The organism is Pseudoalteromonas sp. ATL1 (assembly GCF_058933015.1).
The window spans coordinates 284,381-301,363 of the sequence record NZ_JBZYXL010000002.1; the positions used below are offsets into that span (position 1 = coordinate 284,381).

The 16,983-nt window shown below is 42.3% G+C and carries 13 protein-coding genes; 5 read left to right on the forward strand and 8 right to left on the reverse strand.

Annotated elements, in window-relative coordinates:
- Window positions 1–305 precede the first annotated feature (305 nt).
- Window positions 306–1,085, reverse strand: a complete 780-nt coding sequence (locus AC5FX4_RS19465; protein WP_493608076.1) for a DUF2189 domain-containing protein — start codon at window positions 1,083–1,085, stop codon at window positions 306–308.
- Window positions 1,086–1,240: 155 nt separating this feature from the next.
- Between AC5FX4_RS19465 and udp the strand changes: the two genes are divergently transcribed.
- Window positions 1,241–1,993: a uridine phosphorylase gene (udp, locus tag AC5FX4_RS19470; protein WP_493608077.1), complete on the forward strand. Its 753-nt coding sequence runs from the start codon at window positions 1,241–1,243 to the stop codon at window positions 1,991–1,993.
- A gap of 48 nt (window positions 1,994–2,041) precedes the next feature.
- On the opposite strand, the gene cdd is transcribed toward udp, so the two are convergent.
- The 3 genes from cdd to ppc form a co-directional block, all read right to left on the reverse strand.
- Window positions 2,042–2,914 (reverse strand): cytidine deaminase, encoded by an 873-nt coding sequence (cdd, locus tag AC5FX4_RS19475; RefSeq protein WP_493608078.1) that lies wholly within the window; start codon window positions 2,912–2,914, stop codon window positions 2,042–2,044.
- A 44-nt stretch (window positions 2,915–2,958) separates the two neighbouring features.
- Window positions 2,959–3,327 (reverse strand): hypothetical protein, encoded by a 369-nt coding sequence (locus AC5FX4_RS19480; protein WP_493608079.1) that lies wholly within the window; start codon window positions 3,325–3,327, stop codon window positions 2,959–2,961.
- Between the two features lie 194 nt (window positions 3,328–3,521).
- On the reverse strand, window positions 3,522–6,155 hold the full coding sequence (ppc, locus tag AC5FX4_RS19485; protein WP_493608080.1) for a phosphoenolpyruvate carboxylase: 2,634 nt from the start codon (window positions 6,153–6,155) through the stop codon (window positions 3,522–3,524).
- 120 nt (window positions 6,156–6,275) lie between these two features.
- Here ppc and AC5FX4_RS19490 point away from each other — a divergent pair, with 120 nt between their 5' ends.
- The 4 genes from AC5FX4_RS19490 to AC5FX4_RS19505 all read left to right on the forward strand — a co-directional run bounded on the left by AC5FX4_RS19490 (window position 6,276) and on the right by AC5FX4_RS19505 (window position 8,961).
- On the forward strand, window positions 6,276–6,653 hold the full coding sequence (locus tag AC5FX4_RS19490; protein WP_493608081.1) for a thiol-disulfide oxidoreductase DCC family protein: 378 nt from the start codon (window positions 6,276–6,278) through the stop codon (window positions 6,651–6,653).
- Window positions 6,650–7,378, forward strand: a complete 729-nt coding sequence (locus AC5FX4_RS19495; protein ID WP_493608082.1) for an SDR family NAD(P)-dependent oxidoreductase — start codon at window positions 6,650–6,652, stop codon at window positions 7,376–7,378. The genes AC5FX4_RS19490 and AC5FX4_RS19495 overlap by 4 nt, the downstream gene beginning before the upstream one ends.
- Before the next feature lie 37 nt (window positions 7,379–7,415).
- Window positions 7,416–8,060, forward strand: a complete 645-nt coding sequence (locus AC5FX4_RS19500) for a flavin reductase family protein (RefSeq protein ID WP_493608083.1) — start codon at window positions 7,416–7,418, stop codon at window positions 8,058–8,060.
- A 163-nt stretch (window positions 8,061–8,223) separates the two neighbouring features.
- Window positions 8,224–8,961 (forward strand): tetratricopeptide repeat protein, encoded by a 738-nt coding sequence (locus tag AC5FX4_RS19505; protein WP_493608084.1) that lies wholly within the window; start codon window positions 8,224–8,226, stop codon window positions 8,959–8,961.
- 399 nt (window positions 8,962–9,360) lie between these two features.
- On the opposite strand, the gene AC5FX4_RS19510 is transcribed toward AC5FX4_RS19505, so the two are convergent.
- From AC5FX4_RS19510 to AC5FX4_RS19525, 4 genes are all read right to left on the reverse strand, one after another.
- Complete coding sequence (locus AC5FX4_RS19510) at window positions 9,361–10,764, reverse strand: aldehyde dehydrogenase family protein (protein ID WP_493608085.1); 1,404 nt, start codon at window positions 10,762–10,764, stop codon at window positions 9,361–9,363.
- Window positions 10,765–10,843: 79 nt separating this feature from the next.
- Window positions 10,844–12,304, reverse strand: a complete 1,461-nt coding sequence (locus AC5FX4_RS19515; RefSeq protein WP_493608086.1) for an SLC13 family permease — start codon at window positions 12,302–12,304, stop codon at window positions 10,844–10,846.
- A 155-nt stretch (window positions 12,305–12,459) separates the two neighbouring features.
- Window positions 12,460–14,325, reverse strand: a complete 1,866-nt coding sequence (locus AC5FX4_RS19520) for a M28 family metallopeptidase (protein WP_493608087.1) — start codon at window positions 14,323–14,325, stop codon at window positions 12,460–12,462.
- Window positions 14,326–14,386: 61 nt separating this feature from the next.
- Window positions 14,387–16,579: a M4 family metallopeptidase gene (locus AC5FX4_RS19525; protein ID WP_493608088.1), complete on the reverse strand. Its 2,193-nt coding sequence runs from the start codon at window positions 16,577–16,579 to the stop codon at window positions 14,387–14,389.
- Between the last annotated feature and the right edge of the window lie 404 nt (window positions 16,580–16,983).

A 16,983-nucleotide genomic window follows, 5' to 3' on the forward strand; every position in this document is an offset into this window, starting at 1 on the left:
AAACCTCCAAAGAAAGTAATTCATGCATATTCATTCGCACACTGCTCAAAGCATATATTTAGTCAACGCATGCAAGCTGTATTTCAGTCACGATGTAAACGAGTGAAAACCTCTCACAACATAAAAATAAATTCCCTTTAAATTCATATTGTTGAGATTAAAAAGTTTAAACCTATATGTGAGCTACACAATGAATAAGTGATTTATGCAGGAGGTATAACACTGTGACAAACAAAGTCAACCACGGCAGTACAAGTCAAAATGACTACCGTGGTTTAATATTCAATAGTTATGAATAGTTAGAGCTATTCATAGCCTCGAGGTTTCTTGGTTTTAATAATTGCAATATAGCCATGCCAACTCGCGTAACTTAATAGTGGCATAATGATGATAAAGCCCGCAGTGCCGGTTAAAAAACCGAGCAAAACAAGCACGACTATTAATGCACACCATACAATCATGGCACTGGCGTTAGTTTTAACCGCATGCATAGAACTCACAACCGCAGTCATGATATCGACACGACGTTCCATCATGATTTGTGGCGTGAACGCCGAGATAGCAAACACCGATACCATCAAAATCCCACCAACAATCGAACCGAGCGTTAAAAATGCAGACAGTTGCTCAAAAGTTGGGTTTGGTACATTGGGATAAAGCGCATGGATGAGCGCAGCTAAGCGCATCCACACTATCATTATCACCATCAGTAAAATAGCAAAACCCCATTCACCTGCGGGGTTTCTAAACATAGATTTCAAGCTATGTGACAATGTCGGTGTATGCCCTTTCTCAAGCTCCCACGCAACATCATACAAGCCGGCGGCAAATGCTGGCCCTATAAGTGCAAAAGCAACCACCGCTGGTAAAATCACAAGGTGCGTTCCTGATTGATACACGAGCCACATTATAGATGCTGGGATAATGGTAAAAATAACGCCGTAAATCAGGCTCAGAATTGGCGCTCTTGTCATATCTTTAATAGCAAGTGCTAACCAGTGAAAAGCTGCAAAGGTACCAATTTTATTACTTTCAAAGCAGCGTGCAAACTCAGTGTGTTTATCAATAGGTGGTGATGCTGGCATAATGTGTCCTCTAAATGTTGCTACACTTAAGGTTTAGAAGAACAAGTATAAAGATGCAAGTATGTGAACAATTGTGAGCGCTTTGCCGGACATCTGTCCTGTACTTTAAAGTCACTTATACCAAAATTACGCTTTAGAATAAAATAAGGTTTACTATGGAGAAGGTATTTCATTTAGGGCTAGATAAACAAGCACTTAACGGTGCAACTCTGGCTATTGTACCCGGCGATCCTGAACGCGCTAAACGTATCGCTCATAGACTTAACGATCCAATCTGCCTAGCACAAACACGCGAGTTTCACGTATACCTAGCAACGATTCAGAACCAATCTGTTGTGATCTGTTCTACGGGTATTGGCGGACCATCAACCTCAATTGCCGTAGAGGAATTAGCGCAATTGGGTGTTAAAACCTTCTTACGCGTTGGCACAACGGGCGCGATCCAACCTCATATTAACGAAGGCGATGTGTTAGTAAGCACGGCTTCTGTTCGTTTAGATGGAGCAAGTCAGCATTTTGCACCGCTGAGTTATCCTGCGGTTTCAGACTTCCATTGTACGCAAGCTATGGTCAATGCGTGCGTTGAACTGGGCATTACACATCATGTTGGTATTACCGCATCAAGTGATACATTTTACCCTGGACAAGAGCGTTACGATACATACTCAGGCTATGTAAACAAAGCATTTCAGGGTAGCTGTGAAGAATGGCAAAAGCTTAACGTCATGAATTATGAAATGGAATCTGCCACATTATTTACCATGTGTGCAGCGCTAGGACTTAAAGCCGCATGTGTCGCAGGTGTATTAGTGAACAGAACGCGCCAAGAGATCCCAACCGTGGACCATGCTAAAGTTGAGCATGACTCGGTTGCCGTAGTAATTAAAGCTGCTGAATTACTGCTCTAATCAATATAGGTCGCCATAAAACTGATGGCGACCTAACACACCTTAATATCAAACTTTCTCTATCGTTGCCGTCACATAATTTAACGAAGCGATTTCGTCATAACTAGCTAAAACAGCTTCCGCCACTTGCTTTTGGTTCTCTTTGTCTTGAGTTTCAACCAAAGTCAGCGCCTCAATTTTTACATCTGGGATAGTCACTCCCGCTAACGCCAACTGACTCAACGCACTTTGCATTGGCGATAGGCTAGGACTATAGGCGGCATTTTCTGCATAACGACCATAGAATGTACCGTGTTCAAGCGTCACTAATTCTACCGCAGACAAGTTGTCAGAATAAGGAGCGTACGCGCTTTGAACATGCGATTTAAGTACATCACTGATAGGTTTAGAGGTATTTAACACATGTGCACATTCGCTTGCTAGCAGCCTATCTGAATTGTCTAAGTCTTGTGGTCCAAATGCACTGGGTAATAATGTACTTAAATTAGTGTCTAGATCAGGCAGGAGTATATTCAGTTCACCCGCTCTATCAAGCTCATACATAAACTGACGACAATAACCGCAAGGCGCGTCACTAATCGCAATCATCGAGATTTGCTTGGCTCCGTTAAGCCACGCATTATTGATAGCTGACTGTTCAGCATGAACGACTAGGCTTAATGCTTGATGAGAAAATTCTAAATTTGCGCCAAGATACGCACAGCCTGTCGCACCATCGTATGCAACCGCTCCAACATTAAAATTTGATACAGGAGCTTGTGAGAAGCACGCTGCGACTGGCACGAGGGCTTGTAATAAAGTGCTTAAATCACAGTTAAGTTGCTGCTGAAGCTGATTTAGTTGAGATTGAGAAAACTTACCGCGAGCACTTTTGGCTTGCTCTTGTAGTTGTTGTAATTGTTGCGGATTAAATACTGCCATTATTGAAACATAATTGATTAATGGCAGCACAGTTTAAGCAGATTCTATAAATTACACAACCATTGCTTTGCAGATTTAAAACATTCGAAATTTTCTGCATTTAAATCATAGCGCTTTGCTTTTTGTAAGAACAAGTCATGCATGTACCCCTCAAAACCAACAACTCTCGCTACCGCAAAATCACGAAGGTAATGGGCGACCTTAGGCATAAACTCTACAATATCGATAGCCGCAAAACGGTGCTCAACTTCACTAAGATCTATGAGAATTTTCTTACTATTGTGCGACTTAGCGTAATCATTCGCAATTTGATATACATTCACAACATCCTCGGCACTTACTGCGCCTCGTAACGTCATCAGGATGAGTGAAGTCGTATCATCGTACGTGATACTGGTTGATAGTGTAGACATTGGACCTCAGGATAAAGACAACACGCCCAGTTATTATTCTCAGATAGGCGACTTTAAGTATTACATTCTGGTTTAACCAGTTGCAATTTTATTAACGTTGGGGACAAAGTCAATAAATATAGAACTAATAAGTGAACATAAACTCTAAAAACAGCACTAAAGGATGAGAGTTTCACCCTTTAGTGACACGCGTGTTAGCCTGTGTTGCGCATACCAGCCGCAATGCCCGTCATTGTGATCATCAAGGCATTGTCAACGTCATGACTTTGACTCATTCTGGCGCGATTTAATAACTCGACTTGTAATACGTTTAGAGGGTCCGTATACGGATTTCTAAGTGCTATCGACTCTTTTATCCAGGGCTGTGCTGACAATAAAGTTGAATCAGGTGCTAATCGTTGCACTAACTCTTGCGCTTGCGCAAGCTCAGCTCTTAAGCTTCGGCCTAGCGGTTTGTAGGTTTCTTCAACCAATCCTTGTTCGTAGTGCTCGCTTAACCAGCTGTCCGCTTTACAAAACACCATTTCTAACATTTCCAAACGCGTTCTGAAGAAAGGCCATTGCTCACTCATTAAGTTAAGTGTTTGCTCTCCATAGGTATCTAAGGCCTTTTGTAACCCCTGTACTGCGCCCAACCAAGCCGGTAGCATGAGTCGATTTTGACTCCAAGCAAAGATCCAAGGAATTGCCCTCAAGCTCTCAACACCGCCTTTTGGATTACGTTTTGCAGGTCGCGATCCCAGTGGTAATTTAGCTAACTCAACTTCAGGTGTCGCCATTCTAAAGTAAGGTACAAAGTTAGGATCTTCTCGCACGATACTGCGATAGTGCTCGCACGACACATCAGAGATAAGTGCCATTACCTCTCGCCAACTAGACTCTGGCTGTGGCGGCGGTAGCAAATTACTTTCAATAATCGCACTGCTATAAATTGCTAAACTTTGCGTGGCCACCTTAGGCAAACCGAACTTAAAGCGGATCATTTCCCCTTGCTCAGTCACTCTTAATCCACTTTTTAGAGAACCTGGTGGTTGAGAGCGTAAAGCTTGTGCCGCTGGCGCACCACCACGACCAATCGTACCGCCTCGGCCGTGGAATAAGATAAGCTCGACTTCTTGCTGCTCACAAATATTAACCAATTGTTCCATTGCGCTATATTGCGCCCAGCCAGCCGCCATCATGCCGGCATCTTTCGCTGAGTCTGAATAACCAATCATGACATATTGCTTGCGGTTGATATGTTGTCGATACCAAGATTGAGCAAACAACTCTGTCATGACATGCGCGCTGCGATTCAAGTCATCTAAAGTTTCAAATAAAGGGGCTACTGGGAGTTTGAATTTACAACCGCTTTCTTGCAGCAATAGTTCGACCGCTAAAACGTCAGACGCGTTCTGTGCCATCGAAATAATGTAAATGCCTAACGCGTGTTCATCTTGTTGCGCAATCACCTCAAAGGTATCTAATACCTCTCGCACATTGCTACTTGGTTGCCAATGCTTAGGTATTAACGGCCTTCTAGAATTTAGCTCTGCGAGCAAAAATGCCTGCTTATCACTTTCTGACCAATCAGCGTATTTACCCAAACCCAAGTATCCTGTCAGCTCACTAAATACTTCTGTATGGCGCGCGGAGTCTTGTCGAATATCCAGCTTACACAAATTGACACCAAAACAATTTAAGCGACGGATCACATCAAGCAACAAACCGTTTGCAATAACACTCATGTTTTCTTGCGTCAAAGACCGATATATCAGCTCTAGCGGCGCCTTTAACTGTCCAACATGCTTTATTTTGTCTTGCTTTTTGCTTGGTTCATTCTTGATTTTATGTTCAAGTGCAGCGATTGTTTCGCTAACTTGTGCTTTAAGCATCTTTAGTAAGAAACGGTATGGTTCACTATGTTCGCCAATCTGATCTTTTAATTCTTGACTGGCTCGGTGCATCGACAGCTCTGCACTTAGTTTATCAAGGTCACGATAATACAAGTCCAACGCCATCCAACGCCCATGATCGAGCACCGTTTGCGTAATTTGCGCCGTTACAAACGGGTTGCCATCTCTATCTCCCCCCATCCACGATGTAAACTGTACTGGCGAAAAGTCTTCTGGCAACGACAAATCAAGTAACTCTTTTGAATAGCTGTGAAATTGTCTAATAAACTTTGGTACAGCTTCCCATAGGCTGTTTTCTATTACTGCAAAACCCCATTTTGCTTCGTCCAGAGGGGTTGGTCGTTTATCACGAATATCATTGGTGTGCCACGCTTGGCTAATAAGTTGCTCAATTCTATCTAACAAATAGTCTTTATGATGATCATCTAAAGTATGTAACTCAAGCGCTTCTAAACATTCGCTTAATTCAACGTGTTTGCTGATAATAGTGCGACGCGTTACTTCAGTTGGGTGGGCGGTTAATACCAGATCCATCTTCAAGTTGGCCACGGTATTGGCCACTTGATTGAGGTTTAATGACCCTGACTCTACCTGCTTTTTCAGCTCTAACAAGGTATTTTTTAGCGCCCCCATAGTCCCTTCTGGCGCACCTTGTTTTGAAATGGTGTGAAACTGTTCTGCTACGTTCGCAAGATTTAAAAAATGATTAAATGCACGAGCCACTGGTAATAATTCTTCGTCTGTGAGCGCGTGTAACGTTTCAATGAGTCGTGCTCTATCTTGCTCACTACCATTTCGTGAAGATTTCGATAGCTTTCTTATTTGTTCTACTTTATCAAGAACTTGCTGGCCTTGGGCTTGTTTTATTGTTTGTCCCAACAATTCACCCAACATACTGACATTGGTTCTCAATGTTTGATATTGCTCAGTCATAATGCATCCTTTGTCGATATTTTATACTACTCACTATACCGAGATTAATTCGATTTACGAGCGATCTATTTTTACCTGTTGAACGTAAACTACTGTACCAAAGTAAGGACTCAAAGCAGCATGAAAATATTTTATGATGGCAGCTGCCCGTTATGTGTAGCAGAAATGAAAAAGCTGAAAAAATATGATGCACAAGAGAAAATCACAACGATCAATCTTCACAATGAAGATTTTTCAATGCGCTTTCCTCACATTGACAAATCGTCAGCGCTCACGGTGCTTCACGCGCAAGATGAACAGGGAAATATTTGGCTAGGATTAGATGCCACTTACAAAGCATGGCGCAGTGTTGACAAATACCCTTGGCTCAAGCTTATACGCATTGTGCCAATACGCTGGTTCGCTGATTTGGCTTATATGTTCTTCGCCAAACATCGTATGGGAATATCGCGACTGCTAATGCCTAATCGCTGTAGTAAAAACGGATGCAAACTATGAATGCACATCAAGATGCCATCATTATTATCGGTGCAAGTAGTGAAATTGCCCAGGCATTTTTAAAGGAACAACGTCTGCGCTTTCCATCTAGGCGCATCATAACAATCAGTCAAAGCAAGTTTGCGGAATTTGACGAATATCATAACCACTTTGCTACAGATTATGACGAGAAAAGTATACTGCAAACTGTACACGAATTACGATTCGTAATCGCAAATGCATCGAGCATCACAATCTTTAATGGCCAACTTCATAATGAGCGATTTTCACCAGAAAAACGTTTTGAAGATATTACTGCTAGCTACTTGGTTTGGCAAATGGAGTCGAACTTTATGACTCCGCTACTGTGGCTCAAAGCGATTGCTACGCATCTTGATACAAACAGCCACTGCGTGCTTACTTGCTTGAGTGCACGTGTCGGGAGTATCAATGACAACCGACTCGGCGGCTGGTACAGCTACAGGGCTTCAAAAGCGGCGCTCAATATGGCGGTAAAAACACTTGCCATTGAACTGGCGCGACGCGCAAAACACTGCAAATGTGTGCTATTCCACCCAGGAACGACCGATACCCCGCTGTCAAAGCCCTTCCACAAGAATGTAGCAACCGATAAATTGTTCACTCCTGGCTTTGTCGCGACTCAACTCAGCGAGTTGATAGCTAACCGCGACCACAATGGTGAGGTCGACTATATCGACTGGCAAGGTGAACCCATCGAATGGTAAACAAGTTTCAAAGCAAAAATTTTAAGGCGTAAAGACTATGCATTTTTCATCTAAAGATATTGATAGCCTTGATCAACAAAAGCGTGTTCATCTTATTAATTCCCTCTCGGGCTTTAAAAGTGCCAATCTCGTCGGCACCAAAGATAAACAAGGCCAAGAAAATTTAGCGATCGTTAGTTCGGTATTCCATGTCGGCGCAAATCCCCCGTTAATAGGGATGATTATACGACCACACTCGGTACCTAGACACACGCTTGAAAACATGATTGAAACTGGCTGTTACACACTCAATCAAGTTCATCAAAATATGATTACTCAAGCGCATCAAACATCGGCCCGCTATCCAAAAGATGTGTCTGAATTTGCAGCAGTTGGCTTAACGAGTGAATACAAAGGCAGCTTTTCAGCACCATTTGTGGCTCAAAGCAGATTGAAAGTAGCCCTGGAACTCAAATCAACGCAAACCATCGAGCTGAATCAGACCGAGCTTGTGATTGGCCAAATTACAGACATTTATTTAGATGATGAACAGGCGCTTCATCCTGATGGTTTCGTTGATCATGAAATCCTCGAAACCGTTGCAATTAGTGGGTTAGACAGCTATCACAAAACGGAAAATATCACGCGCTTGAGCTATGCAAAGCCAAATATTCAACCCACCCCAATAACCCTAAATAAATAGTGAAGAGCCAAAGGATTGGCACATATACATAATTTTTGGCCCACAGACCTACTCAAAACATCAATTTTCCTTGCACTTAGTTCACTATTAGTGGTCCAATATAAGACCATGGCAATGGTCTTATTACCATTGAGGCATTGTTTAAATAAGTAGGAGATTTAATATGTGGCATCGAAAATTTAAACTCGCCGTTTTAATTAGCATGTTGGCATGGGCAACGCCTAGCAACGCAAGTCTTGAAGAAGGGATTGAGGCGGCAAATAGAGGGCAATTTGAAGAGGCACTCAAAGAATTTAGATACTTGACAGACATGGGGTATGGACCCGGTATATATGAACTAGCAAAAATGTACCAAGGCGGTTATGGCGTACCCAAAGATCTTAGAAAAGCAGCGCAACTATTTCAAGACGCCGTCAATACTGGCGTGGCAGATGCGATGTTTTCACTTGCCGTGATGTATGAGCATGGCGAAGGAGTAAAGCAAGATAAACAGCGTGCCGTTGAATTATTTACTCGAGCTGCAAAAAAGAACTTGGCCGCCGCACAATTTAACTTAGGTGTGATGTACACCAATGGTGATGGGGTAGTCAAAGATTACCATACCGCAATGGACTGGTACGAGAAAGCCGCTGCCAGTAACTACACACTCGCGCAATTCAACTTAGCCCTTATGTATTTCCAGGGGCTAGGTGTCAGTAAAAATATAGTGAAGTCATTCATTTGGAACTTAATTGCCGAATATAACGGCAACCAAGATGCAGCAAAAAGCCGCCAACTAGATGAGAAACAACTTTCGCCTTCACAAATTGAACAAGCAACAGAAAAAGCGAATGAAATCTACTATAAGATTCAAGAGCGTAAGTATATTCCTGAGGTAAGACCCCGTAAAAATATTTACTAAAATGTAAATCAATTAAGAAATTATTGTTAGGTATTTTTTTGGTTCGGTAGCTACTACCTTATTTTTGTGCTAACTTGTTATTGCCGTATTAATTTAGTTACATAAAATAAACAAGGAAAATAATATGAAGATACTATTGAACAAAAAAAGTATAAAAAGTCTATCTAAAGGAAAAACCTTAGCTGAAAAAGTAACACCTCAAATTGGTGGTGCTGCGCCACCACCAAGCTTCTATTGTAATACTGATGCGTACCGATGCACTTTCTATTGTTACTAATAAATTAAGTTGTTAATCACAAGCTAAATAAGAGTCTGTTAGGCGTTTATTTAGCTTGTGTTTTTATTTTTATCTAGACCAAATATACTAAGCAAAATGTATTTGACGCCTATCTTACCTAGTTATCTCATACTTAATTTTTTTACTAAAGCCAGCAGCCATTTCGGCTGTTTTATCAGCAACCTTGAGCGTAACAGGGCAAATTTCCCGCTATATACAATACTCTTCGCATGACTCATGGTTATAAATCCTTCTTTGCCGTGATATTCTCCAATCCCAGAATAACCGACCCCACCAAAAGGTAAATCTTCAACCGCCACTTGCAATACCACTTCATTAATTGACAATGAGCCTGTGCGAACACCGCGTGCAACACTATCAGCTACAGCTTTACTTTGCGTAAACAAGTAAGTTGCTAATGGCCTTTCACGCAACTCCACATAACTCATTGCAGATTTTAAGTCCTCAACCACCACGATTGGGAGAATGGGTCCAAATATCTCATCCTGCAAAATTGCCATGTCAGAATTCACATCAGTGACAATATGTAGCCCCATACGCGTGTTTACATCTGCTTGCACCTTGTCGGGCCAGACAGTCGCGCCCTTTTTCTGAGCGTCATCAAGCAAACCCCAAAGTCGCTTGCTTTGTCGCTCATTTATAATGCTGGATAGTTTGTGATTCTGCTCACGGTTTGGATATTGTGCGTCGTAATGTTTTTGTATCTCTGTGACAAGTTTTTGCGCATTTTTTTTGGTAACCAAAACATAGTCAGGTGCAACACAAATTTGTCCTGCATTTAAAAGCTTACCGAACATAATTGTTCTTGCCGCATGCTCTATATCAGCATCATTGGCCACGATAACTGGCGACTTTCCACCTAACTCCAAAGTTACTGGCACTAAGTTTTGCGCGGCCGAAGCCATCACTTTCTTACCGACTTCTGTTGCGCCGGTAAAAAACAAGTGATCAAACTTCAAGCTGGAAAACGCAGACGCAACATGATGATCCCCTTCTACAATCACACAATGAGACTCCAAACCTGCAAACAACTCTTTCATTATAGCGTTTACATGCGGGGTAAATTCACTCAATTTAAGCATCACCCTATTGCCTGCAGCCAAGGATGTAGCAACGGGTAAAATAGCCAACTGAATTGGAAAATTCCATGGGGAAATAACGCCAACCACACCTTTTGGCGAATATTGCACCTTAACACTCGATGGCCACATCATTAATCCCGCACTGCGCTTTTGTGGCTTTATCCATTGTTTGAGATGTTTGATCATATAGCCCAAAGCATTAACCGTAGGGACAATATCACCAACGACCGAATCAAACTCTGTTCTCGACCCAAAGTCAGAGCTGGCTGCAGTAACAAATTGTGCCTGTGTTGCTACTAACCGCTCCTTGATCAACGTTAAATGCTGCACACGCTCTTCCAAACTAGGAAAAGGTGCCTGCGAGAACGCAGACTGTAGCATCATCAGTTGTTTATTTAACTCACAAATCGTTTCTACTTGCATGATAAATTAAGCTTCTGTCTAAATTACAACCACTATATCAAGCGCTCGGCACTACGCATAGTGCCGTACTTAAATTGTTTCAATACAAAAATCTAGCGTAATCAAATACCCAGCTACCAACACTGATAGTGAGTACCGTGATCAATATGATTGCGATGATGTTCATCGCAAACCCAGCCCGTATCATGTCTTTTATTTTTATTTCACCGGAACCAAATACAATGGCGTTTGGCGGCGTTGCCACTGGCATCATAAAGGCACAACTTGCTGCAATTGCTGCGGGGATCACCCAAATTAACGGTGTGCCAGAAATTTGCTCTGCAATGGGCCCGAGTAGCGGCAAGAACCCTGCTGCTGTAGCAGTATTACTCGTTAGCTCAGTTAAAAAGCAGATCAGTGCTGCAACCAGTAAAATACCCAACACGATTGGCACAGCAGAAGCCCCTGAAAGCGAGTTAGCAACATATTCTGCTAACCCCGAACTTTTGATTTGAGCCGCTAATGTTAAGCCTCCACCAAACAACAGCAAAATGCCCCATGGTAGTTGGTTTGCAGATTGCCAATCCATGAGTTTTTGATCTTTTTCACCGGATGGCAGCACGAACAACAGTAAAGATGCCGCAATCGCTATGCCTGTGTCTGTAATATCTAATCCTGTCCAAATAGCCAAATAGGGCCTCAATACCCAACTGGTCGCTGCAAACACAAATACGGCGAAGACATTTTTTTCAGCGACTGACATCGCGCCCAAAGCGTTTAGCTGCTTTTCAAATAAGGCTGTTAAATTAACCTCTGATGAAGTTGGCTTAACTTTAAACGCAAAACGCGTGAGCCAAATCCATGCTAGAAAAATCATCAACGCACTGAAAGGTACCGCTAATGCCATCCACTGCGCAAAACCAATTTTAATCTGGTAGCTTTCCCACAAATAAGCCGCCATCAAAGCATTCGGCGCGGTGCCAATAATGGTCCCAACTCCGCCAATACTGGCACTGTACGCAATCGCCAGTAGCAAAGCTTTACCATAATTATCACAATTGCTCTTGTTCTCTTGCAGGACATGGATCACTGAAAGCGCGATAGGCAACATCATCAAAGTGGTAGCGGTATTATTGATCCACATAGAAAGAAAGCCACTAACCATCATCATTGCTAAAATTTGGACACGCGCATTATTCCCGCACTTGAGCATGGTAAAAAGCGCGATACGTTTATGCAATTGCCACTTTTCCATTGCAATGGAAATCAAAAACCCACCTAAAAATAAAAAGATGAGAGGATGCGCGTATAAGCTCGAAGCCGCTTTAATATTATTTATGCCTGCCAAAGGGACTGCTAACAAAGGAACCAAAGAGGTCGCAGGAATTGGGACAACTTCACTGACCCACCATATCGCCAACCAAATCGCTAAACCCGCAGTTCGCCACGCCTCAACGCTCATGCCAGTCGGCGCGTCCGTGATACAGGTTACGAGAAATAAAGCGGGGGCAAACCATAATAAGTGCCCAGTTAAATTAGAATTTTTATTAATTTGTGTCATATCAATCGTAAAACTGAAACGTTATAAACGTGAGTGTAATGAAATATTGAGGAGGAAGTATGAAGGGATAAAGCACTGACAACAAGTTAAAAGTAAACAATTAGTTAAATATGAGCCATCATGATGACTCACATTTAACTAGGTTGAGAAAGGAATTATTGTCCGCTAATCGTGAGCGTTACACCGTTGCTGTTGCTATAGCCTTTTAGGCCAATAAACCAGGTTCCTGAGGCTGGCGCATCAAACGAACACGACTCTGTATTGCCGTTTTTATATGGGCGGCAATCGTGAACATTATCAGATACTTGTGTGCCATGTTTAACATACAAATCGGCATCACCTGTACCGCCAGAGATACTCACCGTTAGGTTTGAATAGCCTGCTTCTAATGCTTGTTCAAAGTATACCCAACTACCACGATTAACACTGATATTGGTTTCTTGACGATTAATAGGTGTAGGCCCTTCACCAGCAGAGTTAAAACTACCAGTCAGGCTAACGTTGCTAATTGCATTCCAAGCTTCCACCATCACGTAGTAAGTACCAGCCTGTGCACTGTCAATATTACAACTTTCTTCACTATTTGAATTAGTACTCTTACAGTCGTAGCTTTGCAGCGTTGGTTTAGATCCAAATTTGACGTATAGATCCGCATCACCAGTTCCACCTGTGGTCACAAATTTGAGATTTGTACTATTTGCTGGCACTTCAAGTGTATAGAAAAGTTGCTCTTTCGATGCGCCAGAGATGCCAGTTTTAGGCACGCCATTTTCTAGCTCATTGGTAGGATCAGGATCTGGGTCAACTGCCCCCGCATCTTTAGCCAACTCTGCAAGATAAGTCACAGCCAATTTTGCAAACTTGACGGCATGAGTCGAATCAAACTCTGTATCGCTGGTTGTATGGATTTTTCTATTTATATCAGACATTTTTGATTCAAAAGGCATAGAGGCCGCATAGCCTTGCTGGTACCATGAAGCATGATCTGAACAACCATAGCCACATTGATCATAAGCAAATGTGATAGAGGGTAGATAGGTATCAATCAATTGCCCTAAAAACTGATTTTGTGCGCTATTGGTATAATCGGTCATCATTACAATGTCTTGCACACTGCCATTACTACCGGTCATGTCAAATTGCACCATACCCACCACGTTTTTACCCTGTGATTTATACGCCTGCGCAATATCTTTTGAGCCTCGAAGGCCAACTTCTTCAGCCGCAAAGCCCATAATCTGTATGGTACGCTGGGGTTTGAAATCAGAAGCAACCACGGCACGCAATGCTTCCGTTAACACCGAAATGCCCGATGCATTGTCATCTGCACCAGGTGCTCTACCAGAGCTTGGGCTAGAGGAGTTAATTGAATCCAAATGACCGCCAATCACGACAATTTCATCCGCTTTTTCGCTACCTGGAATAGTCACCACAACCGATGACTGAGACCAACTATGATTAAAATATTCAACACTGATGTCGCTTCGAGACGCCGCTAGCTGCTGCCAATGGCCTTTTAGCCACTCTGCCGCATCGACACCCGTTTGTTGTGTGTAGTAACGATTGTGAAATGCACTCATGGTGTTGACTGTATTATCAAGGTTATTGGCAGAAAGCTGACTTAACAGGCTGCTCACTCGAGCTGGATTGTCAATCGTATAGTTAACCAAAAATGGCGACACATCGCCGTCTTTTACTTGTGCTAATTGATGCAAGTACTGTTGCGCATCATCATAAGATTCATGCGCGACAAAGCCACCGCAGCGATGATAGTTGTCGTGCATAAACGTACTTAATGCATTCACCTGTGAAGAATCAATCAGCATCAAGTTGACGCTATTTAAAGCGCTACTATGCGTTGTTAAATTGCTACCGCTAAGCATATTTTTAAACTGGTAATGCTGTGCGGCTTGAGGGTCAATAGTGACCCAGATTTTTTCATCTAATGGTTGTGCTGCACTGCTTGCGAATGAAGCCAAAATACTGGCACTTAGCAAGGCGATGTTCAATGTTGTTTTCATGTTGTATCCCTTAGTATTGTATCAATAAAGGGAGCCTAAGCTCCCTTTTTACATCGGCAAATTAGTTTGCTTTGATGTTCAGTGTTACACCGCTCGCAGCGCTGTAACCACGCAAATCAATGTGCCAAGTACCTGCTTGAGGATTGGTGAATGAACAAGTCTCACTGTTACCATTTTTGTATGGACGACATTGGTATTGAGTTGTTGAAGACTCAGAACCAAAGTTGACATATAGGTCTGAATCCCCTGTTCCACCAGAGATAGTCACTTCTAAAGAAGAGTAGCCAGCAGCTAAGTCTTGAGTGAAACGAGTCCAGTCACTACGCGCAACTGATACATTTGATTCAGTACGGTTAATCGGAGTTGGACCACCTGTATCTGTTGAGTAGCTACCTGTTAAAGTAACACCTGAGATTTGATTCCAAGCTTCAACCATCACAAAATAGGCACCCGCTTGAACATTGCTGATTGAACAAGTCTCAGTGGACGTAGAAGTTGTGCTCTTACAATCAAATGTATCAAGCGATGGACGGTTACCAAACTTCACATATAAATCCGCATCACCTGTGCCGCCAGTGGTATCAAACTTAAGGTTTGTCGCGCCCGCTGGTACATTCATCACAAAGAATTTTTGTTCTTTAGAAGCACCAGAAATGCCTGTACGAGGTTGACCGTTGAAGATTTCTTCATCATTAATTGGGCCTGCACATGAACTACCAGGACTTGCATCAGAGTTTACACCCACGGCTGCTAAAGCGGCTTTAACGTCTGCTATTTCAAAGCCAAGATCACACGCTGCGTCAATTGCGCCGTTACCCGCTAGATCCCAGTTGGTATTTGCAGTCCAGTATTGCTGGTTCGCTTTAGCCATGACTAAGAACGCTTTTTTAGTATCCCAGCCAGCTGTTGTTGCAAGGTTGTAGAATGCTTTATTGAACACACCAGAGCTGTGATGCACGTCCATACCCGAGCTATAGTCAGACTGATGATCAATTGAACGACCATCACGCGTTGGATCGTTCATGTAACGAAGCGCGCCTTCCGCTTTGAAAATGTCCTGACCAACTAACCAGTCATTCGAACCTTTCATAAAGAACTCAGCAGCTTCACCCGCCATATCAGAGAACGCTTCGTTCAAACCACCAGATTTACCGCTATAAACTAAACCCGAGTTTTGTTCTGTGAAGCCATGGCTAACCTCGTGCGCCGACACATCAAGGCTCACTAACGGGTAGAAACGATCTTTACCGTCACCGAAAGTCATCGCTGAGCCATCCCAGAATGCATTCTCATAACTCGTGTTATAGTGAACACGCATTTTTAACTGGAATGTTAAAGGCGCTGTACCTAACCAATCACTGTACATATTGAAAACAACGTTGCCGAAATAATGTGCATCATTCAGTGGTGAAAACGCGCCATTGATCTCTTTAATCGTATTTTCAGGACAGGTAAAACTGTGCGCAGATGAGTTTGTCGACCCATGGTTTAAGTTAATTGTCTTAACGTTCGCAGAGTTCATCGTACATGTACTGCCCGATTGCTCTACATCAAGATGGCTATAATCAGTGCCGTATACGTAGCGACCTGTTTTTTGGTTACCACCAGGTCCTGTCGCTTGTGCGTGCTGTAAGTTTTCATAGCTAAACAGCATTTCTCCTGTATGCGCGTCTATAATTTGATAAGGACGAGATGGATTATCACCATACACAACATACGATACTTCATAAGCTAAATAGGCTTTTTTATTCTTTTTGTTTACCCAAACAACAAGTTTTGATGTTTCATTGTGTTTCTCTAGCTTGTCACCTTTAGCGTCAAGTGCAACTACGCCATGCGCTTGCTCTGCAAGTGCTACAGCCGCATCTTTAGTCAGTGTAGGCTTCACTGATTGCAAATCTAACGCAATATCATATACCGCAGCACCATGCGCAAACTCTAGCTGGTTGTTTTTATCAAAAGATAAAATCACCTGATCGCCAACAACAGGTATACCTTTGTACATTTGCTGGTAGCGGCGTGTTACGCCGCCATTGCTTTTTTTAAACTCCTTAACTAGCACCAAGTCATTCTCGGTACTTAAACCAACAATTTCTTTTGCATCGCTTGAAAGCAATGACACAGCATTCGATTTAACGACACTGTTAAGGGCATTATTTTGATTTAAATATTGCTTATTTGCAGCTAATGCAGGGCTCATGTGAGCAAAAGCAAGTGCTGAAACCGTGGCTAAAGTGATATGTGATAATTTCACGTTTACGCTCCAATTTGTTGTTTATTTGTCCACGTCAGTGTTACTGACTTTTAATAATTTAAGTGTCACGACATAAATCTGTCGCATTACCAGCGTAGGCCGACAGAACAAAAAAAACACCTAAATTTAACAAAAAACAAACAAAACGAATTTCAATTTAATAAGTTTATTTTACATATACTTAAAAATTTTCAAGAATAATTTATTAAAAGCCCCCTCATATATGTAAACTAAAGGTTACATTACTTAACAATTTACATACAGAGATGCTTCTTTTTTTAGGTAAGTTTGAAAATATAGATATTTTAAATCAATCTAGATCTTATTTTGGGTAGGATTATTTAGCATTTGAGCCGTAACTGGTTAAGCCAAACATACCAGTTCCTGTTATCTGCGATTAGAGC